Source organism: Streptomyces sp. CG4 (assembly GCF_041080655.1).
Taxonomy (GTDB): domain Bacteria; phylum Actinomycetota; class Actinomycetes; order Streptomycetales; family Streptomycetaceae; genus Streptomyces.
The window spans coordinates 6,713,235-6,732,924 of sequence record NZ_CP163525.1; the positions used below are offsets into that span (position 1 = coordinate 6,713,235).

The following is a 19,690-nucleotide window of genomic DNA, read 5'->3' on the forward strand; positions in this document are numbered from 1 at the left end:
CTTCTCCGCATCCGCCCCCGGAAACGCCGGACTCAACAGGCCATAAACGGGGACACCGACCACGATGGAAGGTGCACCCGAGCCCCGGGAGGCCTCCATGACCCTGGACACGCACGGCACGGACAAGCAGGCGCAGGCCGCCGAGCAAGTCTCCGGCGGTGTGTTCGTCTCGATCGGCGCCCTGCTCCTCGGGCTGCTGCTCGCCGCGCTCGACCAGACGATCGTGTCGACCGCCCTGCCGACCATCGTCAGCGACCTCGGCGGTCTTGAGCATCTGTCCTGGGTGGTCACCGCCTATCTGCTGGCCTCGACCGCCGCGACCCCGCTGTGGGGCAAGCTCGGCGACCAGTACGGCCGGAAACGGCTGTTCCAGACCGCGATCGTGATCTTTCTCATCGGTTCCGCGCTGTGCGGCATGGCGCAGAACATGGGCGAGCTGATCGGGTTCCGGGCGCTGCAGGGGCTGGGCGGCGGCGGGCTGATCGTGCTGTCCATGGCGATCGTCGGCGACATCGTGCCGCCGCGTGAACGCGGGCGCTACCAGGGGCTGTTCGGGGCCGTGTTCGGGGCGACCAGTGTGCTCGGGCCGCTGCTCGGCGGGGTGTTCACCGAGCAGCTGAGCTGGCGCTGGGTGTTCTACGTCAATCTGCCGGTCGGTGTGGTCGCGCTCGCCGTGATCGCCACTGCCCTGCGGATCCCGCGCCGCAGCGCCCACCACGTCATCGACTACCTCGGCACCTTCCTGATCGCCGCCGTCGCGACCTGTCTGGTCCTGGTCGCCTCCCTCGGCGGTACGACCTGGGCCTGGGGTTCCCCGCAGATCATCGGGCTGGCCGTGCTGGGCGTGCTGCTCGCGGTGGCGTTCGTGGCCGTCGAGCGGCGGGCCGCCGAACCCGTCCTGCCGCCGCAGCTGTTCGGCATCCGCACCTTCACCCTCGCCGCCGTGATCAGCTTCATCGTCGGCTTCGCCATGTTCGGCGCGATGACCTATCTGCCGACCTTCCTGCAGGTCGTGCACGGTGTCTCACCGACCATGTCCGGGGTGCACATGCTGCCGATGGTGTTCGGGCTGCTGCTGTCGTCCACGGCCTCCGGGCAGATCGTCAGCCGCACCGGCCGCTGGAAGGTCTTCCCGGTCACCGGCACCGCCGTCACCGCCTTCGGCCTGCTCCTGCTGCACCGGCTCGACGAGCACAGCTCGACGGCCCGGATGAGTGTCTACTTCTTCGTGTTCGGCCTCGGGCTCGGCCTGGTCATGCAGGTCCTGATACTCATCGTGCAGAACGCGGTGTCGTACGAGGACCTGGGCGTCGCCACCTCCGGCGCGACCTTCTTCCGCTCCATCGGCGCCTCCTTCGGCGTGGCGATCTTCGGCACGGTCTTCGCGAGCCGCCTCGGCGACAAGCTCGCCGCCGCCTTCAAAGGGGTGAGCCTGCCTCCGGGCGCCTCCGCGAACGCCCTGAAGTCCGACCCGCGCGGCATAGCGGCGCTGCCGCCCGCCCTGCGCCCCGCGGCCCTGCACGCCTACGCGTCCGCCATCACCGACGTCTTCCTCTACGCCGCCCCGGTCGCCCTCCTCGGCTTCCTGCTGGCCTGGTTCCTGAAGGAGGACCGGCTGCGCGGCTCGGTCACCGCGCCGGACGCCTCCGAGACCATCCCGCCCAACCCGGTCCAGCGGTCCTCCTACGACGAGTGCTCCCGGGCCCTGTCCCTGCTGGGCACCCGCGAGGGCCGCCGCGAGATCTACCGGAAGATCACCGAACGGGCCGGGTACGATCTGCTGCCCGCCGCCAGCTGGGTGCTGCTGCGCATCCGCAAGTACGGCTCCGTCGAGCCGGCCGTGCTCGCCGAGCGCAGCCCCGTCCCGCTCGACGTCGTCCTCGCCGCCGCCCGCCAGGTCGAGGAACGCCACCTCGCCGAACGACGGGGCCTGGACCTGTACTTGACCGACTCCGGCCGCGAGGTCGCCGACCGGCTCGCCCGGGCCCGCGAGGAGTCCCTCGCCGAACTCCTCGGCGACTGGTGGCAGCCCGGCCGCTGCACCGACCTGACCCAACTGGTGCAGGAGCTGACCGGGGAGCTGTGCGGCACGGAAGGGGAGCGCCCGCGCGACGGGGCCGTGCAGCGGCAGGCGCCGGCGGGGTGACGGCCGTTCGCCGGGTGCGGGCATGTCGATACGGCCCCGCGCCCCTCAGGGGGGTCGCAGCTGCGTCGGCCGCATGCGTTGCGCAGACTTGTCCGCTGTGAACCGCACCGATCGTCTCTACGCCCTCGTCGAGGAGTTGCGCGCCGCCGCTCCCCGCCCCCGCAGTGCCCGCGCGCTCGCCCGGCGCTTCGAGGTGAGCGTCCGCACGATCGAGCGGGACCTGGCGGCGCTGCAGCAGTCCGGGGTGCCGATCCACGCCGAGCCGGGGCGCAGCGGTGGATACGTGCTGGACCGGGGGCGGACGCTGCCGCCGCTGGCCATCACTCCGGCCGAGGCGACCGCCCTCGCCGTCGGGCTTGAGGCTCTGGCCGGGACGCCGTTCGCGGCGGACGCGCGCAGCGCGCTGCACAAGGTGCTGGCCGTGATGCCGGAACGGGAGCGCGGGGCGGCGGCCGAGCTGACCGGACGGGTACGGCTGCTCGTCCCGGCGGCCCGCCCGGCGCCGCCCGCCGGACCCGTGGTGCCCGTGGCGCTCCGGGAGGCGCTGACCGCCGGCCGGGTACTGCGGCTCGACTACGCCGACGCGGCGGGCCGGGTCACCGCGCGGGACGTGGAGCCGCTCGGCTTCCTCGGCGGAGCCGGCCACTGGTATCTGGCCGCCTGGTGCCGGCTGCGGGACGCGCCGCGCGGGTTCCGGCTGGACCGCGTCCGCGCGGCGACGGCCCTGGACGAGCGGGCTCCGCGGCGCGAGGTCGACCTCGCCGCCCTCGACACCCTCGGCTCCGACGTCGTACCCCTCGATGCGGCCACGGTGATGTGACGGCAATCACCGACAGGGCGGTGTCGCGGACCGGGCCCAGGCTGGTGCCCATGACAACGACTCAGCACGCCACGGCCAACCCCCTCACCCCCGCCACCGCCCTCGCCCTCTGCGACCGCTGGACCGCGCTCTGGAACGGCGACTTCAGCGACCCGGAGGCCTTCCTCGCGCCCGGCTTCCGTATCCGTTTCGCCAATGAGCCGGAGCGGGGGGCCGCCACCGACGAGGTGCGCGGCCCCGCCGGGATCGTCGGCCTGATCTCCGACTTCCGTGCCGAGAAGCCCGGACTGGTGTTCTCCGTGGACGGCACGCCGCTGACGGACACCGGCCTCGGCCGCACCGCCTGCTGCTGGTACGTGACCCGTCAGGACGGCACGCAGCAGAGCGGGATCGATGTGCTGGAGGTCGTGGACGGACGGATCGCGGCCGTCCGGTCGGTGACCGGCCTGCGCCGTTTCGCCGACTGACCGACCTGTCATTCCGCGGTGGCGGCGGCCCTGCGCTGCCGCCACTCGCGCACGACCTCCTCGACGTCGTACGGCTTCCTGCCCAGCGGGGGGCCGGGCGGCGGCTTGAACATCATGTCCTTGATCTTGACGTTGACATCCTCGATGATCTTCCGCGCGATCCGCTCCGAGGGCGCCGCGTACGCCGCCTGCAGCGCGTCCTCGGCCTCCTTGCGCAGGGCGAGGGCGGGCGGCAGGACGGACAGGCCCTCGCGCGCCAACTTCCTTTTGATCCACCACAGTTCGTCGTAGGTGCAGTCGACCTCGGCGGGCAGCGGCTCGCCCGTCCCCGGCAGCCGCTCGAACGCACCGCGCCCCTGCGCGTCACGGATCTGCCGGTCGACCCAGGAGTCGAAGGGCACCCCCGGTGGCTTTCGCTCGGTCATGACTCCATTGTGCCGGACGGCGCCCGGCCGGGCGTTTTATCATGCGGCGGCGGCAGCCAATCCGGCCGCCGTGCAAGGACGTCGCAGAACGTCCGACGTGGAACGCCACAGGGGGAACGCACGTGCTCGAACTCACCATGGCCACCGTCTCCGGGGCGGACGCGGGTGCCACGGCCGGGATGGCGATGGCCGACGCGCCGAGCGAGCCGGGCGCCGTGCTCCGGGTCGGCCGGGACGCGGCCACGTGCCGGCTGGTCACCCCGGACGACTGGCTGTTCGTCTCCCGTGTGCACCTGGAGTTCCTGTGCGGCCCGGACGGCGGCTGGCAGTTGACCTGGCTGCGCGGTTCCCAGTCCGAGCCGTCCTCCGAAGTACGGCTGATCGTCGGGGAGTACGCGCAGCCCCTCGGCTACGGCGCGACCGTACGGCTGCCGCACGGCGGGTCCGGCGAGATCGTCGTCCAGGACCGCACCGCGCCGCGCAGCGTCAACGTCGGCTTCTACCACGAGGTTTGACGTCAGGCCGGTGGCCCTGGATCACCCGAGCACGCGGGCCAGCGCGAAGCCGTCGTAGCCCTTGCTGCCGACCGTCTGGATCGCCGTGCCGGTCAGCCGCGGATGGGAGGCGATCAGCTCGATCGCGGCACGCGTGCCCACGACGTCGGGCTCGGTGCAGCCCGGGTCGGCGACCCGGCCGTCGCGCACCACGTTGTCCAGGACGATCACGCTGCCGGCACGGGTGAGCCGCAGCGCCCACTCCACGTAGTGCGGGTTGTTCGCCTTGTCGGCGTCGATGAACACCAGGTCGAACGGGGCCGGGTTCTCGTCGGCGAGCTTGGGCAGCGACTCCAGGGCCGGGCCCACCCGCACCTCCGCGATCCGGTCCAGGCCCGCCCGGGCGATGTTCCGGGTCGCCACCTCGGCGTGCCGGGCGTCGTACTCCAGCGACACCAGTCTGCCGTCCTCGGGCAGGGCGCGGGCCAGCCAGATCGTGCTGTAGCCGCCGAGTGTGCCGATCTCCAGGATGTGCCGCGCGCCCTGCACCTGGGCGAGCAGCTGGAGGAACTTGCCCTGTGCCGCCGTGACGGCGATCTGCGGCAGTCCGGCGGCGTCGTTCTCCCGCTGGGCCGCCTGCAGCGCCTCGTCGTCCGGAGCGAGTTGGTTGATGAAGTAGTCGTCGACGTCGTCCCAGAGCCGGGAGTCGCTCATGACCCTGCCTTTCGCGAAGTGTCTGCCCTTCCCACCCACATCGTCTCAGTCGACGGGCGCCGACGGGGCGATGGGGGGCGGAGGCTGCACGGGCGGCGGCGGGATCACCGGCCGCCGCCGTCGCCGTACGACGATCACGGCACCGGCCAGTGCCGGCGCACCGCCCACCGTGAGCAGCCAGGCCGGGAACCCGCCGACCTCGCGCAGCCGGTCTTCGTAGATCACCTGCTGGACCGGGGTGTCGGTGGCGGCCCGGACCAGTTCGTGGTCGCCGGAGATGAGGGCCGGCTCGGGGAACTCCTGGGTGAGCGCGGTCAGATACGGCGTGCCGGCGGCCAGCTTGCCGAGGGTGCCGTCGTGCGGGTGGACGCGGCCCGCGAAGTGCACGCTGGGCTGGAGGCCGCCGATCGTCGTGCGCGTCGCCATGCGGTGCGCGGCGAGGACGTACAGGGCGAGCGACTGCGGGGTGCTCGCCAGGCGGGACAGCCGCATCGGGTACACCGGGCCGTCGGCGGCGAAGGTGAGGTGGAGGGGGTCCAGCGCACCGTGCAGCGCGGCGCCGCCGGTGCTGCCGCTGCCGTCGGCCTCCGGGGCGAGGCGGACGGCCACGTACTCCCAGTGCCGGTCGACGTACGGCTGCAGGGCCGTCTTCAGGCGGGCGGGCAGGACGAAGCCGTGGGTGTGCAGCCAGTCGCCGAGGGCGGCCGGGTCGGTGGCGGTCAGCCGAGCCACGTCGAAGGGGCCGAGCCGCTGGCGGCCGACCACGCCGACGGCGGCGCCGGCGCCCGGTGCGGGGGCCTTGGCGGACATGTTGTGGTCGTCGAAGGGCCAGTCGCCGTTCTTCGGCCAGAAGTGATACCGGGTGCGGCGGACGGGCTGGACGGCCTCGGCCAGCTGGTCGAAGAGCGCGGGGTCGCCGAGGGTGACGGTGGCGCGGTGCGGGACGGGCATGATCCAGGCGGCGTGTCGCGCGTCGCCGTGCACCGTCAGCCGCATCACGATCTGCTCCTGCCGGCCGTCCCAGCGCAGCACGGACTGCTCGTCGCTGACGGAAATCCGTGCCGCCGGGTCCGGCACCATCGCTCCGCACCCGCAGGCGTAGGCGGGGGCGATGAGCCAGGTCAGCTGGACCCCGAGGAGGCTGAGGACCAGGGTGAGTATGCGGGCGCGGGCGTTTTTCACAGGCCTACAGACGGTACGGCCCTGGCCGGCGGTTCCGGTGCGCGTGCGGCCCAGGCCGCGTTCCCGGCGGGCGGCGATCGCAACCCCCTAGGGGCGCGGGGCTGTATCCGACATGCGGCTACCGCCGCGTGGGCGCGAACAGCCAAGACGGGCCCGCACCCGCCCGAACACAGCCGCCCCTACGGCGCTCGGCGGCCCTCCACCGACGGCGCCGAACCCGGCAACGGCAGCCCCGCGGACTCCGACATCCGCCACACGGCGAACCCGCCCACGACAGCCGCCGCCATCATGTAGTACGCGGGCATCATCATGTTCCCCGTCGCCCCGATCAGCGCGGTCACGACCAGCGGAGTCGTCCCGCCGAACAGGGACACGGAGACGTTGAAGCCGATGGACAGCGAGCCGTAACGCACCCGCGTCGGGAAGAGCGCGGGCAGCGCGGCCGGCATCGCCGCCGTGAAACACACCAGCAGCAGACCCAGCGCGCCCATGCCCAGCGCGACGGCGAGCAGGCTGCCCTGCCGGATCAGCAGCAGCGCGGGAATCGACAGGAACAGGAAGCCCGCGCAGCCCGCCGCGATCACCGGGCGCCGGCCGATCCGGTCCGTCAGCGCGCCCGCGAACGGCTGCACGACCATCATCAGCACCATCACGCCCAGCACGACCAGCAGGCCATGCGTCTCGTCGTACTTCAGCTCACTGGTCAGATAGCTCGGCATGTACGACAGCAGCATGTAGTCGGTGACGTTGAAGACCAGCACCAGGGCCATGCACAGCAGCAGCGCCCGCCACTGGCCCGCCACCATCTCGCGCAGCCCCGCCTTCGGCCGGGACGCCTCCGCCTTCTCCAGCTCGGCGGCGAACGCCGGGGTCTCCTCAAGCCGCATCCGCAGATAGAGACCGATGATGCCCATCGGGCCCGCGATCAGGAACGGGATCCGCCAGCCCCACGACACCAGATCGTGCGAGGACAGCAGCGCGGTCATCAGGGTGACCAGACCCGCACCGCCGATGTAGCCCGCCAGCGTGCCGAACTCCAGCCAGCTGCCGAAGAACCCGCGCTTCTTGTCCGGGGCGTACTCGGCGATGAAGGTCGACGCGCCCGCGTACTCACCACCGGTCGAGAAGCCCTGCACCAGCCGCGCGGCGAGCAGCAGCAGCGGCGCGCCCACACCGATCGACGCGTACGACGGGATCAGGCCGATCGCGAACGTGCCCGCCGCCATCATGATCATCGTGAGGGCGAGCACCTTCTGGCGGCCCACGCGGTCGCCCAGCGGACCGAAGACCATGCCACCGAGCGGCCGGACCAGGAAGGCCGCCGCGAAGGCGCCGAAGGTCGACAGCAGCTGCGCGGTCGGGTTGCCGGTCGGGAAGAAGACCTTGCCCAGGGTGACCGCGATGTAGCTGTAGACACCGAAGTCGAACCACTCCATCGCGTTGCCGAGCGCGGCCGCCTTCACGGCGCGCTTGACCAGTGCGGGGTCGGTGACGGTGACGTCGCCGCGGGCCTGTGCGGCACGCGGGGTCTTCGGAAGCGGGGAGACGGCTGTGGCGGTCGCCAAAACGGGGCTCGCCTACCTTTCGACGGGGACAGGGCGCGGTCCGTACGGCAGCGCTGCCGGGAAACGGGCCGAAACCGACCATAGGGGGCCTTTGCCCACTTACGGAATGCGCACACTCGACTGCACAGCGCAGCCAAACAGCGCATACGCAGGTACGTCTGCCCGCTCGGCACACGCCAAGCCGGCCCCGTGCTGTGATCCTTCTCGCGCCCCGGGCAAGGAACCACACAGGCCGCCGACTATCGTCTTCCGGACAAAAGGAGGACGGACCTCAGGTGAAGCGGGGGTTTCCTGCGTCCCTTCTCCCAGGGGTGGGCGAGCCTCATAGGGTTCGCGGAAGAACCCGGCGTGAACAGCGCCGGGACAAACGGGGCGGGAGGCCGGCGAGGCGTGGCGAACGTGGAGCACAGCGGGAGACCGGCGGACACCTTCCCAAGCGCCACGGCCGAGGCCCGGCTGCGCGTCGCCCGGCTGGGCCTGTGGGCGGTGGCCGCGATCCTCGCCGTACGGCAGCTGGCCGTCGTCCTCAGTACGCCGAGCGGCGAGCGGCTGACCGACCTGGAGACCTGGGTGGGACCCCACGGCGTCCTCCATGTGAACGGCTCGATCTACGACTCGACCCGCTTCACCGGCACCCCCTTCGGGGGCCTCGTCCTCAAGCCCCTCACCCGCTCCGCGCAGGCCGCCCTCGGCTGGGGCTGGACCTTCGGCACCCTGCTGCTGGTCGTCGCCCTCGGCCTGATCGCCGCCCGCGCGCTGCCCCAGCCGATCGGCCGCCGCACCTCCCTGCTGGCCGCGCCGGTCGCCGTCAGCCTGCTCATGCTGTCGCTGCCGGTCCGCAACGCCCTGTGGCTCGGCCAGACCAGCATCATCCCGGTCCTGCTCGTCCTGCTCGGCTGCTTCACCGTGCGCGGAGAACGCGGGAGCGGCCTGTGCATAGGCCTGGCGGCGGCTCTGCAGCCGACCGTGCTGCTCTTCGCCCCGTTGCTCTGGTTCACCGGTCGCCGCCGGGCCACGGCCGCCACGGCCGGCACCTTCGCCGCCTGCACCGCGCTCGCCTGGGCGGCACTGCCGCACGACTCGTACGCGTACTGGGTGCACCACATGGCCGGGACGGGCCTCGGCGGCAAGGCCGACGCCCTCGGCAACCAGTCGCTGCACGGCGCCCTGCTCCGCCTGGGCCTCACCGGCTCCCCGGAGATCGCCCTCTTCCTCCTGCTCGCCGCCGCCGTCGCGGCCCTCGCCCTGCGCCGCGCCGTCCACTACGCCCACGACGGCCAGCTGCTGCTCGCCGTCGCCATCACCGGCTGCGCCGCCATCGCCGTGTCCCCCACGGCCTGGCAGCACCAGCTGCTGTGGGTGCTGCTCGCGACCGTCGGCCGGGTCGGCAAGCGGGCCTCCGACCGCTACGTCTGGCCGGTCGCCGTCGTCCTCGTCACCACGCTCCCGGCGAAGATGATGCTGCCGAACACGCCGGTGATGTACCCGTTGCGCGACAACCTCGTCCTGCTCGCCGCGCTCGCCGCCGCCACGGCCGTCCCCTTCCTGTCCCGGACGTCCCCCTCCTACCGGACCCCGATCCCCACGCAGTACGCGACGACCGTCCCGTCCCGCTTCCGGCGCGTCCCGCTCCTGCCCTTCCTCCGCCGCGTCCTGACCCGCCCGAACCTGCTGCTGGAACTGCTGCTCATCCGGGTCGTCTACGCCGCCTACCAGCAGGTCCGCCTCGCCGCGACCGGCGGCACCAACTCCGGGGGCCGGGCGCGCGCCGAGCACCACGGGCACATCGTGCTGGACATCGAGCGGTTCCTGCACATCGACATCGAGCACGCGATCAACCACGCCGTGGTGAAGGTCGACTGGCTGCGGGGCTTCTTCGACTTCTACTACGAGTCCTTCCACTTCGTCGCCCCGCTGACCGTCCTCGCCGTCCTCTACTGGCGCCGCCCCGTCGACTACCGCTGGGCCCGCGCCTCCCTCGGCTTCGCCACCTTCCTCGCCCTGATCGGCTTCTGGCTCTTCCCGCTGGCCCCGCCGCGCCTGATGCCCCACCTCGGCGTGATCGACACCGTGCACGGCGTCCAGGACTTCTCCAAGCCGGACTACGGCACCCTGACCGCCCTCACCAACCAGTACGCGGCGATGCCGTCGCTGCACTTCGGCTGGGCCCTGTGGTGCGGAGTGGTCATCGCGATCATCGCCCCGAAGCGGTGGATGAAGGCCCTCGGCCTCCTGCACCCCCTGTTCACCGTCTCGGCCATCGTCGCCACCGGCAACCACTGGGTACTGGACGCGGTGGGCGGCGCGGCGGTGGTGAGCGCGGGCTTCGGGCTGTCGTACGTGTTCCAGGGCCCGCGAGCCCGTGTGGAAAGGGAAGCGATGCCGACGCTCGTGTCGGCGCGCTCAGGCGACCCCGCACTCGAACCAGACCGACTTTCCGGCCCCGGCCGGTGACACGCCCCACTTGTCGACCACGGCGTCCAGCAGGAGGAGGCCGCGCCCGCTCTCCGACTCCTGGTCCAAACCCGTTCCGGTTACGGGAAGTTGACCGAAACCATCGGTCACCTCGGCCCGTACGCCCGCGGTCTGCCGCGCGATCAGAATGGTGCAGCGACGGTCGGGCACGTGCCGTACGACGTTGGTGACCAGCTCGCTGACACCCAGCTCCACGGCGAACGTCAGCTCCGTCAGCCGCCATTCGTGGAGCAGCGAGCGGACGATGCGGCGGATGTGGCGTACGGAGTGCTCGCCCACGGTGAGGTTCATGCGGTACTGGGGAGTGTGGGGAATGTTGAGGTTCACAGGACGAGGTTGACCTCGGATCACTACTCTGGGCTACGGGACGAACACAACGGGTCCGAGAGGGGACTTGGCCATGGTGAACATCAACACCCTCGACCCGAGCGCCTCACCGCTCGACTACTACGGCTTCGAGTTGCGGCGCTTCCGGGAGGCGGCGGGGCTCACACAGAGGCAGCTCGGGGACATCATCAACTACACGGGGTCGATGGTCGGCCAGGTGGAGACGGCACGGAAGCTGCCGACGCTCGACTTCAGCCAGCGGGCGGATGCGGCGCTGTGCACGGGTGGGTTACTGACGCGGTTGCATCCGCTGGTGATGCGGAGTCAGCTTCCGGCTTGGTTCCAGGAGGTGGCTGAGCTGGAGGTGCGCGCTGTTGAGATCTGTTCCTTCCAGACGCACATGATCCTGGGTCTGCTCCAGACTCCGGCGTACGCGCGTGCCGTCCTCGGAGCGCTGGACCGGAACGACCTCGACGATCGCACCGCCGTCCGGCTGGCGCGCCAGAACGTCTTCGAGAAGGAGGAACCGCCGGTTTTCTGGGCAGTACTCAGCGAGGCCGCACTGTGCTTGGAGATCGGTGGCCGGGACACTATGCGAGGCCAACTGGCTTACCTGTTGACCTTCGAGGACAACCCACGGATCAACATCCAGGTGCTGCCATTTTCGGCCGGAGCACACGCGGGTCTCACCGGCTCGTTCGACCTCTACCGGTTTGCAGGCGACCCCACCATTCTCTATACCGAGAGCTTCCGCAGTGGGCATCCCACGGCGAACCCGGAAACGGTCAAAGAGTGCTCGCTCCGTTACGATCATCTCCAAGCCTCCGCACTCTCCCTCAAGGACTCGGCGGAGTTGATCCGGCGCGTGATGGAGGACCGCTATGGAGAGCAAGTGGCGTAAGTCCAGCTACAGCAGCGACCAGGGCGGCCAGTGCATCGAGGTCGCCGAGTTGGCGGAAGCCACTGTCGCCATCCGCGACAGCAAGACCCCGGCGGGACCGATCCTCACCCTCGACCCCGCCACCTTCACCACCTTCGTGAACTGGGCCTCTACAGGCGCTGAATGATCGTCCCGGTAGCCAGTCCACCGCCCGCGCACATGGTGATGAGCGCGAACTCCTTGTCCGTGCGCTCCAGTTCGTGCAGGGCGGTGGTGATCAGGCGGGCGCCCGTCGCTCCCACCGGGTGGCCCAGGGCAATCCCACCGCCGTTCACGTTGACCTTGTCCAGGTTCTGTTCGAAGACCTGGGCCCAGCTCAACACCACGGACGCGAAAGCCTCGTTGATCTCCACGAGGTCGATGTCCTTCAGGGACATCCCCGCCTTGCCGAGCACCGCGCGCGTCGCGTCGATCGGGCCGTCGAGGTGGAAGTGCGGGTCGGCGCCGACCAGTGCCTGAGCGACGATCCGTGCGCGGGGCCTCAGCTTCAGCGCTCGCGCCATCCGTTTCGACGCCCACATGATGGCTGCGGCCCCGTCCGAGATCTGCGACGAGTTGCCCGCCGTATGGACGGCCGTCGGCATCACCGGTTTCAGGCCCGCCAGCGCCTCCATCGACGTGTCCCGCAGGCCCTCGTCCTTGTCCACGAGCCGCCACATGCCCTGACCGGCGTACTGCTCCTCCTCGGTCGTCGGCACCTGCACGGCGAACGTCTCGCGCTTGAAGCGCTCCTCCGCCCAGGCCAGCGCCGCCCGCTCCTGCGACACCAGCCCCAGTGCGTCCACGTCCTCCCTCGTCAACCCCCGGTGCCGGGCGATCCGTTCGGCGGCCTCGAACTGATTGGGGAGGTCGACGTTCCACTCGTCCGGGAACGGTTTTCCGGGGCCGTGCTTCGAGCCCGACCCCAGCGGAACGCGGGACATCGCCTCGACTCCGCAGCTGATGCCGACGTCGATGACGCCGCCCGCGACCATGTTGGCGACCATGTGCGAGGCCTGCTGGGAGGAGCCGCACTGGCAGTCGACGGTCGTCGCGGCCGTCTCGTACGGCAGGCCCATGGTCAGCCAGGCCGTGCGCGCGGGGTTCATGGACTGTTCGCCGGCGTGGGTGACCGTGCCGCCGACGATCTGCTCGACCGCGTCGGCGGGGATGCCGGTGCGGCCGAGGAGTTCACGGTAGGTCTCGCCCAGGAGATAGGCGGGGTGCAGATTGGCGAGCGCACCGCCGCGCTTGCCGATCGGGGTGCGGACGGCTTCGACGATCACGGGTTCGGCGGCCATGGGTGCGGGTCCTCTCCGAGAGGGCTCTCCTCCAGAACTAGTACGCGTTCTAGTTCTGTTCAGCAGTCTGCTGACGTGATGTCCATCACCGCAAGGGTCTTGCAGGTGCCGAAGTTTCGATCTGCACGAATTCCGCACGGATTGGGGGCGTCGTACCTCTTGCGACTTGTAGAACCCGTTACTACCTTCACGGCACCCGCTGATGGACCGTCAGAACGGACGCAGAACGGACGACGGGAGCCGCCATGCACTGCCCCGCGCTGCCCGACGGGTTCGACCTCACCGACCCCGACCTGCTGCACCACCGCGTGCCCCTGCCCGAGTTCGCCGAGCTGCGCCGTACCGAACCGGTCCGCTGGATCCCGCAGCCGCACGGGATCGCGGGCTTCGCCGACACCGGCTACTGGGCCGTGACCCGGCACGCGGACGTCAGACACGTCTCCACGCACCCGGAACTCTTCTCCTCCACCCTCAACACCGCGATCATCCGCTTCAACGAGCACATCGAGCGCGACGCGATCGACGCACAGCGCCTCATCCTGCTCAACATGGATCCTCCGGAACATACGCGCGTACGGCAGATCGTGCAGCGAGGCTTCACGCCACGTTCCATCCGCGCCCTGGAGGAACGGCTCCGGGAGCGCGCGCAGGCGATCGTCGCGGGTGCCCGCGCCCGCTCCGGGCCCTTCGACTTCGTCACCGAGGTCGCCTGTGAGCTGCCGCTGCAGGCCATCGCCGAGCTGATCGGGGTCCCTCAGGAGGACCGGTCCAAGATCTTCGACTGGTCCAACAAGATGATCGCCTACGACGACCCCGAGTACGCCATCACCGAGGAGGTCGGCGCGGAGTCGGCCACCGAGATCATCGCCTACGCGATGAACATGGCCGCCGAGCGGAAGAAGTGCCCGGCCCACGACATCGTCACGACCCTCGTCGCGGCGGAGGACGAAGGCAACCTCAACTCCGACGAGTTCGGCTTCTTCGTGCTGATGCTGGCCGTGGCCGGGAACGAGACGACCCGGAACGCCATCACCCACGGGATGCACGCCTTCCTCACCCACCCCGAGCAGTGGGAGCTGTTCAAGCGGGAGCGGCCGGCCACCACGGCCGAGGAGATCGTGCGCTGGGCGACCCCGGTCAACGCCTTCCAGCGGACCGCCACCCAGGACACCGAACTGTCCGGGGTCCCGATCAAGAAGGGCGCTCGGGTCGGGCTGTTCTACGCCTCCGCCAACCACGACCCCGAGGTCTTCACCGACCCCGACGCCTTCGACATCACCCGCGACCCCAATCCCCACCTGGGCTTCGGCGGTGGCGGCCCGCACTTCTGCCTCGGCAAGTCCCTGGCGGTCCTGGAGATCGACCTGATCTTCGGCGCGATCGCCGACGCCATGCCCGGCCTGCGGCTGGCCGACGCCCCGCGCCGGCTGCGCTCGGCCTGGATCAACGGCGTCAAGGAACTCCAGGTCACCACCGGCTGACCCCGTGGGGTCGGCCCATCCCGAGGGAGGCAGGAGCACCCCTACCCCAACGCCCCGTTCCTGCCTCCCCCGAGATCCGTGATCCGGGACACGTGATCCGGGATAGGTGGTCCGGGATACGTACGGCTCATTCCCTGCCGGACGTGACCACCGCCAGCGCGCCCGACGCCACCGCCGCGATCAACAGCGGGATGCCCAGCTCGTGCCGGAGGACCAGCAGCGCGCCCAGGAAGGCGCCGACGACCATCGCGATCACCGCGGCCGTGCGGCGCGGTGCGCGGCGGCCGGTGGCGTCGCCGAGGGGGGACTCGGCGGCCAGGCCGGTGAGGGTCATGGTCAGGACGGTCGTGGTGGTGAGATCGGCGATGCCCAGCTTGCGGACGGTCGCGTTGCGCAGGCCCATCGCGAAGGCGGTCAGGGCGATCAGGGCGTAGCGGGTGCCGGAGGTGTCCGGCCAGGCGAAGGCCACCACCGCCGAGACGCCGACGAGGATCGCCTCGGCGGTCAGCGTCAGCCGGGTCCACCGGCGCCGGGAGCCTGCTCCGACACGGGCCGCCAGCCGGCCGCCCGCCAGCGCGCCGAGCAGGAAGCAGGCCAGTGAGGTGGCCGTGTGCGGGACGGAGAAGCCGGGCGCGCCGGCCGCCGCGAAGCCGAGGACGACGACGTTGCCGGTCATGTTGGCCGTGAAGACCCGGCCGAGGCCCAGAAAGCCGACGGCGTCGATCAGGCCGCTCACCACGGTCAGGAGCAGCAGCACGAGCACCAGCCGCAGCCCGCGCGCCTCGGAGTCGTACGTCTCGTCCGCCGCTGCCTCTTCCCTTGCGCTCACCGGCCCAGTGGACCACGCCTGCCGCGTGGCGGCGCGGGAACGCCGAAGGCGGCGACCCCGGGGATCGGGGCCGCCGCCTTCAGAGGCTTTGGTGTGTTGCGCCGGCGGCTCAGTACCAGCCGTTCGCCTGCCAGAAGCTCCAGGCCTTGACCGGGCTGCCGTAGCGGGAGTTCATGTAGTCCAGGCCCCACTTGATCTGGGTGGCCGGGTTGGTCTTCCAGTCGGAGCCGGCGGACGCCATCTTCGAGCCCGGCAGCGCCTGGACCAGGCCGTAGGCGCCGGAGGAGCTGTTGGTGGCGGACGGGTTCCAGCCGCTCTCATGCGAGACGATCTTGTTGAACGCGTTGAACTGCGCGGCGTCCGGGATCATCTTCTTCGCGATCGCCTGAGCGGAGGAGGCCGAGGCCGGGGCGGCCTGGGCGGGCGCCGCGGAGAGCGCCAGACCGGCGGTGGCGGCGGCCACGGCGGCGGCGGTGAGGGCCTTCTTCGGGGAAGCGATGCGGCGGATGAAGGAGACGGACACGGAGAACCTCTTGCGTCGGGGACAGGGGGTCGCTCGTATGTCGGGGCCACACGCGGTGGCCGCATACGTCGGCGCCGCGGCCCGTGAGGGCTCGTGGCGCCCGGCGACGTCGTCCAGACAAGCAGGCGCGAACTGGGTCCGCAATGACCCCTTTTACTAGTTGTGGCCGGATCGATGGGAAACGTCGGCTCTGTGGCGTGGGTCTCAAAGTGCAGGTCAGTAAGGGTGCACTGGCGGACGTATCGGACATTTGGTTCTACGGCCCGGGATCGTAGGTGACCTGGGTCATGTGGGGTGCTTCACCGTCGCGGTGCCGCTGGGTGAGCCGCCGTATCCGTCCGGTGATCGCTCTTCAGGGTCGAATGTGACCGCGGTCTCGAACGCGGCCCGCCGGGTGGCCCGGCGCAGCGCGCGCAGCACGGCGGGGCCGAGGGCGAGGGTCAGCAGCACCGTGCAGACGGCCCGGCCGAGGTCCCAGCCGAGCGAGGTGGCCAGGCAGTAGGCGACGAAACGGGCCAGGTTGGCGGGGACGGAGGCATGGGCGTCGAAGGAGATGTCCGAAGCGGCGGCGCCCATGAAGGGCCAGCCGGCCAGATTCATGACCGTGCCGTAGGCGAACGCGGCGAGGAAGCCGTAGCCCGCGAGGAGCGCGACTTCTGTACGGCCCCGCAGCCGGACCGGACCCGGCAGCAGCCCGGCGCCCATCGTGAACCAGCCCATCGCCAGCATCTGGAACGGCAGCCACGGCCCGACCCCGCCGGTGAGCAGCGCGGACGCGAACATCGTCACCGACCCCAGCGTGAAGCCGAAGCCGGGGCCCAGCACCCGCCCGCTGAGGACCAGCAGAAAGAATATCGGCTCGATCCCGGCCGTCCCCGCGCCGATCGGCCGCAGCGCGGCCCCCGTCGCGGCCAGCACGCCCAGCATGGCCACGGCCTTCGGCCCGAGTTCCGACTCGGAGATCGTCGCCGCCACGACCGCGACCAGGAGGACGAGGAGGCCCGCGAAGAGCCAGGGCGCGTCCTGGGCGTGCGCGCTCAGCTGCGAGGCCGGCGGGGCGAGGAAGGGCCAGCCGAAGGCGATCACGCCGACCGCGCCGACCAGCGCCAGCGCGGCGAGGGAGCGGGGGCCGAGCCGGACGACGTGCAGCCGGGCGGTCGAGCGCCGGGCACTCATCGCAGCGCCTCGCGTACCTCGGCCACGGTGAGCCACTGCTGCGGGGCGAGGATCTTCGTCACCTGCGGGGCGAAGGACGGCGAGGAGACGACGATCTGCGCGGTCGGCCCGTCGGCGATGACCTCCCCTTCGGCGAGCAGCACCACCCGGTGCGCGATCTCGGCCGCCAGCTCCACGTCATGCGTGGCCAGCACGATCGCGTGCCCCTCGGTGGCGAGCCCGCGCAACACGGTCACCAGGCGGGCCTTCGCCGCGTAGTCCAGGCCGCGGGTCGGCTCGTCGAGCAGGAGCAGGGGCGGACGGGCGGTCAGGACGACGGCGAGGGCGAGCGCCAGGCACTGGCCCTCGGACAGATCGCGGGGGTGCGTGTCGTCCGTGATCCCGGGCAGCAGCTCCGACACCAGTGCCCGGCAGGTCCCCGGCTCGGCACCGGCGTCCCGGTCGGCCGCCGCACACTCGTCGGCGACCATGTCGGCGTAGAGGAGGTCCCGTGGTTCCTGCGGGACGAGGCCGACTCGGCGTACCAGGTCGCGGGGGGTGGTGCGGTGGGGGATTGCTCCGGCGACGGTGACCGTACCGGTGGTGGGGGGCAGCAGGCCGACGAGCGAGTTGAGCAGGGTGGACTTTCCGGCGCCGTTGCGACCCATGAGGGCGATGGTTTCACCGGGGGCGACGGTCAGGTCCATGTGGCGCAGGGCCGTGATGTGGCCTCGGCGGACGGAGAGGGCGCGGACTTCGGCGATGTGCGTCTGTGGGTGTTCCAGGGTGGGGGCGGGGCGGCGACGGAAGAGGAGACGGCGTCCTGTGCCGGGGGTCGTCCCGGCGGTGGGCGCGCCCTGAAGGGGCGCGCGGAACTGCGTGACCGGCCACGACGCGCCCGCAGGTGCTGACGCGGCCAGACGTTCCTTCAAGTCACCGGCCCTGCGCCGGGCGTCTCGTACGGTCAGGGGAAGCGGGGACCAGCCTGCCAGCCGCCCCAGGTCCACCACCGGAGGGAACACGGGGGAGACGGCCATGACCTCGGACGGGGTGCCCACGACGGCCGCTTCGCCGGGGCCGGGGAGCAGGACGACCCGGTCGGCGTAGTGGATCACGCGCTCCAGGCGGTGCTCGGCCAGCAGGACCGTCGTACCGAGGTCGTGGACGAGGCGCTGGAGCACGGCCAGGACCTCTTCCGCCGCGGCCGGGTCCAGTGCCGAGGTCGGCTCGTCCAGGACCAGCACCTGAGGGTGCGGGGTGAGGACCGAGCCGATCGCGACCCGCTGCCGCTGGCCGCCGGACAGGGTGGCGATCGGGCGGTCGCGGAGTCCGGCCAGGCCCAGCAGGTCCAGGGTCTCCTCGACCCGGCGGCGCATCACCTCCGGGGCCAGCCCCAACGACTCCATTCCGTAGGCGAGTTCGTCCTCGACCGTGTCGGTCACGAAATGGGCGAGCGGATCCTGCCCCACCGTGCCGACCACGTCGGCGAGTTCGCGCGGCTTGTGGGTACGGGTGTCCCGGCCGGCCACCGTGACACGGCCGCGCAGGGTGCCGCCGGTGAAGTGCGGCACCAGCCCGCTCACGGCACCGAGCACGGTCGACTTGCCGACCCCGGACGGGCCGACGAGCAGCACCAGTTCACCTTCCGGCACCTCGAAGTCGATGCCCCGGACGGTGGGTTCGGCCGCACCGTCGTACGTCACGCAGACGTCCTCGAAGCGGATCACGACGGCTCCTTGGGGGCCTGGGGGACGACGAAGGCGGGGAGGAGGGCGAGGAGGACCGCCGCGGCGGGCCACAGCGGGAGGGCGGGCGCGACGAGCGGGACGACCCCTGGGTGCAGGGCTTCTGGATCGCGGGCGGCGGCCAGGCCGAGCAGCGCGGCGACGGCGGCGCCGGAACCGGCGACCAGCCAGGCCCGCGCGTCCCAGGGGTCCGGGCGGTACCGGGTGCGCGGCGAACGCCGGCCGCCGAGCCGCAGCCCCGCCAGCGCGGCGGCGGCACCGGCGAGCAGCAGCGGGATCCCGTAGGTGCCGCCCGCCGCGGTGAGCAGCCCGTACGTCCCCGCGCACACGCCGAGCAGACCGCCGAGGGTGAGCGCGGCCGTCGTGCGCCGGACCCGGGCGGGGACGTCGACGGTACGGCCGTAGCCACGGGCTTCCATGGCCGCGGCGAGCGCGACCGAGCGCTCCAACGCGCCCTCCAGGACCGGCAGTCCGACCTGCAGCAGGCCGCGCAGACCCCGGTCGGGGCGGCCGCGCAGCCGGCGGGCGGCACGCAACCGCTGCACGTCGGCGATGAGATGCGGCGCGAAGGTGAGCGCGACGACCACGGCGACACCGGTCTCGTACAGGGCGCCGGGGAGGGACTTGAGCAGGCGGGCGGGGCCGGCGAGGGCGTTCGCGGCGCCGACGCAGATCAGGAGGGCGGCGAGCTTCAGACCGTCGTAGGCGGCGAAGACGAGGGACTCGGCGGTGACCTTCCCGCCCAGGCGAATGCCCTGCGCCCAGTAGGGGAGCGGGACTTCGGGGAGGGTGAGGAGGGTGTGGGTGCCCGGGATGGGGGAGCCGAGGGCGGTCGCGAAGAGGAGACGGACGAGAAGGACGGCGAGGGCGAGCTTGGCGAAGGCGGTGTAGGCGCGGGCGGTCGGGGTAGGGGCGCGGTGCGTTGCCACGACGTAGGCGGAGGCGGATATGAGGAGGGCGAGCAGCAGGGGGTTGGTGGTACGGGTGGCGGCCGCACCCAGGCTGAGCGCCCAGAGCCACCAGGCGCCGGGGTGAACGGTGGGGCGGCTACGGTGCCTTGACGGCTGCGGCGCCGGCGGTTCCCCAGGGGCGCGGGGAACTGCGCGACCAGCCCCCACCGGT

At 71.6% G+C, this 19,690-nt stretch carries 19 protein-coding genes; 8 read left to right on the forward strand and 11 right to left on the reverse strand.

What is annotated here, in order from left to right:
- The first annotated feature begins 97 nt into the window (after positions 1–97).
- The 3 genes from AB5L52_RS30665 (at position 98) to AB5L52_RS30675 (ending at position 3,433) form a co-directional block, all read left to right on the forward strand.
- Positions 98–2,146 (forward strand): DHA2 family efflux MFS transporter permease subunit, encoded by a 2,049-nt coding sequence (locus AB5L52_RS30665; RefSeq protein ID WP_369367249.1) that lies wholly within the window; start codon positions 98–100, stop codon positions 2,144–2,146.
- 97 nt (positions 2,147–2,243) lie between these two features.
- Complete coding sequence (locus AB5L52_RS30670) at positions 2,244–2,966, forward strand: YafY family protein (RefSeq protein WP_351020765.1); 723 nt, start codon at positions 2,244–2,246, stop codon at positions 2,964–2,966.
- Between the two features lie 50 nt (positions 2,967–3,016).
- A complete protein-coding gene (locus tag AB5L52_RS30675; RefSeq protein ID WP_351020767.1) occupies positions 3,017–3,433 on the forward strand; it encodes a nuclear transport factor 2 family protein in 417 nt (138 codons plus the stop codon).
- Between the two features lie 8 nt (positions 3,434–3,441).
- Here the strand turns inward: AB5L52_RS30675 and AB5L52_RS30680 are convergent, their stop codons facing one another.
- Complete coding sequence (locus AB5L52_RS30680; protein ID WP_351020769.1) at positions 3,442–3,858, reverse strand: DUF1992 domain-containing protein; 417 nt, start codon at positions 3,856–3,858, stop codon at positions 3,442–3,444.
- 122 nt (positions 3,859–3,980) lie between these two features.
- Here AB5L52_RS30680 and AB5L52_RS30685 point away from each other — a divergent pair, with 122 nt between their 5' ends.
- Positions 3,981–4,373, forward strand: a complete 393-nt coding sequence (locus AB5L52_RS30685; RefSeq protein ID WP_351565960.1) for a hypothetical protein — start codon at positions 3,981–3,983, stop codon at positions 4,371–4,373.
- Positions 4,374–4,394: 21 nt separating this feature from the next.
- Here the strand turns inward: AB5L52_RS30685 and AB5L52_RS30690 are convergent, their stop codons facing one another.
- The 3 genes from AB5L52_RS30690 to AB5L52_RS30700 form a co-directional block, all read right to left on the reverse strand.
- On the reverse strand, positions 4,395–5,066 hold the full coding sequence (locus AB5L52_RS30690; protein ID WP_351020773.1) for an O-methyltransferase: 672 nt from the start codon (positions 5,064–5,066) through the stop codon (positions 4,395–4,397).
- Between the two features lie 45 nt (positions 5,067–5,111).
- Positions 5,112–6,248, reverse strand: a complete 1,137-nt coding sequence (locus AB5L52_RS30695; protein ID WP_369367250.1) for a DUF2330 domain-containing protein — start codon at positions 6,246–6,248, stop codon at positions 5,112–5,114.
- Between the two features lie 179 nt (positions 6,249–6,427).
- Positions 6,428–7,813, reverse strand: coding sequence for an MFS transporter (locus tag AB5L52_RS30700; protein ID WP_369367251.1), 1,386 nt, complete (start codon positions 7,811–7,813; stop codon positions 6,428–6,430).
- A 390-nt stretch (positions 7,814–8,203) separates the two neighbouring features.
- Here AB5L52_RS30700 and AB5L52_RS30705 point away from each other — a divergent pair, with 390 nt between their 5' ends.
- The gene (locus AB5L52_RS30705; protein ID WP_351020779.1) at positions 8,204–10,267 is read left to right on the forward strand and encodes a bifunctional glycosyltransferase 87/phosphatase PAP2 family protein; all 2,064 of its coding nucleotides are present in this window, start codon (positions 8,204–8,206) and stop codon (positions 10,265–10,267) included.
- Here AB5L52_RS30705 and AB5L52_RS30710 read toward each other — a convergent pair.
- Positions 10,217–10,579 (reverse strand): ATP-binding protein, encoded by a 363-nt coding sequence (locus AB5L52_RS30710; protein ID WP_351020988.1) that lies wholly within the window; start codon positions 10,577–10,579, stop codon positions 10,217–10,219. The genes AB5L52_RS30705 and AB5L52_RS30710 overlap by 51 nt on opposite strands.
- A 109-nt stretch (positions 10,580–10,688) precedes the next feature.
- Between AB5L52_RS30710 and AB5L52_RS30715 the strand changes: the two genes are divergently transcribed.
- Both AB5L52_RS30715 and AB5L52_RS30720 read left to right on the forward strand, forming a co-directional pair.
- A complete protein-coding gene (locus AB5L52_RS30715) occupies positions 10,689–11,516 on the forward strand; it encodes a helix-turn-helix transcriptional regulator (protein WP_369367252.1) in 828 nt (275 codons plus the stop codon).
- The gene (locus tag AB5L52_RS30720) at positions 11,497–11,682 is read left to right on the forward strand and encodes a DUF397 domain-containing protein (RefSeq protein ID WP_351020783.1); all 186 of its coding nucleotides are present in this window, start codon (positions 11,497–11,499) and stop codon (positions 11,680–11,682) included. Before AB5L52_RS30715 ends, AB5L52_RS30720 begins: the two co-directional genes overlap by 20 nt.
- Here AB5L52_RS30720 and AB5L52_RS30725 read toward each other — a convergent pair.
- Positions 11,666–12,835: a steroid 3-ketoacyl-CoA thiolase gene (locus AB5L52_RS30725; protein WP_351020785.1), complete on the reverse strand. Its 1,170-nt coding sequence runs from the start codon at positions 12,833–12,835 to the stop codon at positions 11,666–11,668. The two genes, AB5L52_RS30720 and AB5L52_RS30725, sit on opposite strands and share 17 nt — an antisense overlap.
- Positions 12,836–13,080: 245 nt before the next feature.
- Here AB5L52_RS30725 and AB5L52_RS30730 point away from each other — a divergent pair, with 245 nt between their 5' ends.
- Complete coding sequence (locus tag AB5L52_RS30730; protein WP_351020787.1) at positions 13,081–14,316, forward strand: cytochrome P450; 1,236 nt, start codon at positions 13,081–13,083, stop codon at positions 14,314–14,316.
- A 127-nt stretch (positions 14,317–14,443) separates the two neighbouring features.
- On the opposite strand, the gene AB5L52_RS30735 is transcribed toward AB5L52_RS30730, so the two are convergent.
- The 5 genes from AB5L52_RS30735 to AB5L52_RS30755 form a co-directional block, all read right to left on the reverse strand.
- On the reverse strand, positions 14,444–15,145 hold the full coding sequence (locus tag AB5L52_RS30735; protein WP_369367253.1) for a YoaK family protein: 702 nt from the start codon (positions 15,143–15,145) through the stop codon (positions 14,444–14,446).
- Between the two features lie 109 nt (positions 15,146–15,254).
- Positions 15,255–15,668, reverse strand: coding sequence for a transglycosylase SLT domain-containing protein (locus AB5L52_RS30740; protein WP_351020791.1), 414 nt, complete (start codon positions 15,666–15,668; stop codon positions 15,255–15,257).
- A gap of 285 nt (positions 15,669–15,953) precedes the next feature.
- Positions 15,954–16,844, reverse strand: coding sequence for an ECF transporter S component (locus AB5L52_RS30745; protein ID WP_369367254.1), 891 nt, complete (start codon positions 16,842–16,844; stop codon positions 15,954–15,956).
- Positions 16,841–18,550 carry an ABC transporter ATP-binding protein gene (locus tag AB5L52_RS30750; protein ID WP_369367255.1) on the reverse strand — a complete coding sequence of 570 codons (1,710 nt, stop codon included), beginning with the start codon at positions 18,548–18,550 and terminating at the stop codon, positions 16,841–16,843. Before AB5L52_RS30750 ends, AB5L52_RS30745 begins: the two co-directional genes overlap by 4 nt.
- The gene (locus AB5L52_RS30755) at positions 18,547–19,686 is read right to left on the reverse strand and encodes a CbiQ family ECF transporter T component (RefSeq protein WP_369367256.1); all 1,140 of its coding nucleotides are present in this window, start codon (positions 19,684–19,686) and stop codon (positions 18,547–18,549) included. The genes AB5L52_RS30750 and AB5L52_RS30755 overlap by 4 nt, the downstream gene beginning before the upstream one ends.
- Positions 19,687–19,690 lie beyond the last annotated feature (4 nt).

Bases quoted from the DNA above. Each gene is read 5' to 3' on its own strand.
- AB5L52_RS30665 (WP_369367249.1), top strand. From the start codon at position 98: ATGACCCTGGACACGCACGGCACGGACAAGCAGGCGCAGGCCGCCGAG.
- AB5L52_RS30675 (WP_351020767.1), top strand. From the start codon at position 3,017: ATGACAACGACTCAGCACGCCACGGCCAACCCCCTCACCCCCGCCACC.
- AB5L52_RS30680 (WP_351020769.1), bottom strand. From the start codon at position 3,858: ATGACCGAGCGAAAGCCACCGGGGGTGCCCTTCGACTCCTGGGTCGAC.
- AB5L52_RS30690 (WP_351020773.1), bottom strand. From the start codon at position 5,066: ATGAGCGACTCCCGGCTCTGGGACGACGTCGACGACTACTTCATCAAC.
- AB5L52_RS30710 (WP_351020988.1), bottom strand. From the start codon at position 10,579: ATGAACCTCACCGTGGGCGAGCACTCCGTACGCCACATCCGCCGCATC.
- AB5L52_RS30715 (WP_369367252.1), top strand. From the start codon at position 10,689: ATGGTGAACATCAACACCCTCGACCCGAGCGCCTCACCGCTCGACTAC.
- AB5L52_RS30720 (WP_351020783.1), top strand. From the start codon at position 11,497: ATGGAGAGCAAGTGGCGTAAGTCCAGCTACAGCAGCGACCAGGGCGGC.
- AB5L52_RS30725 (WP_351020785.1), bottom strand. From the start codon at position 12,835: ATGGCCGCCGAACCCGTGATCGTCGAAGCCGTCCGCACCCCGATCGGC.
- AB5L52_RS30730 (WP_351020787.1), top strand. From the start codon at position 13,081: ATGCACTGCCCCGCGCTGCCCGACGGGTTCGACCTCACCGACCCCGAC.
- AB5L52_RS30745 (WP_369367254.1), bottom strand. From the start codon at position 16,844: ATGAGTGCCCGGCGCTCGACCGCCCGGCTGCACGTCGTCCGGCTCGGC.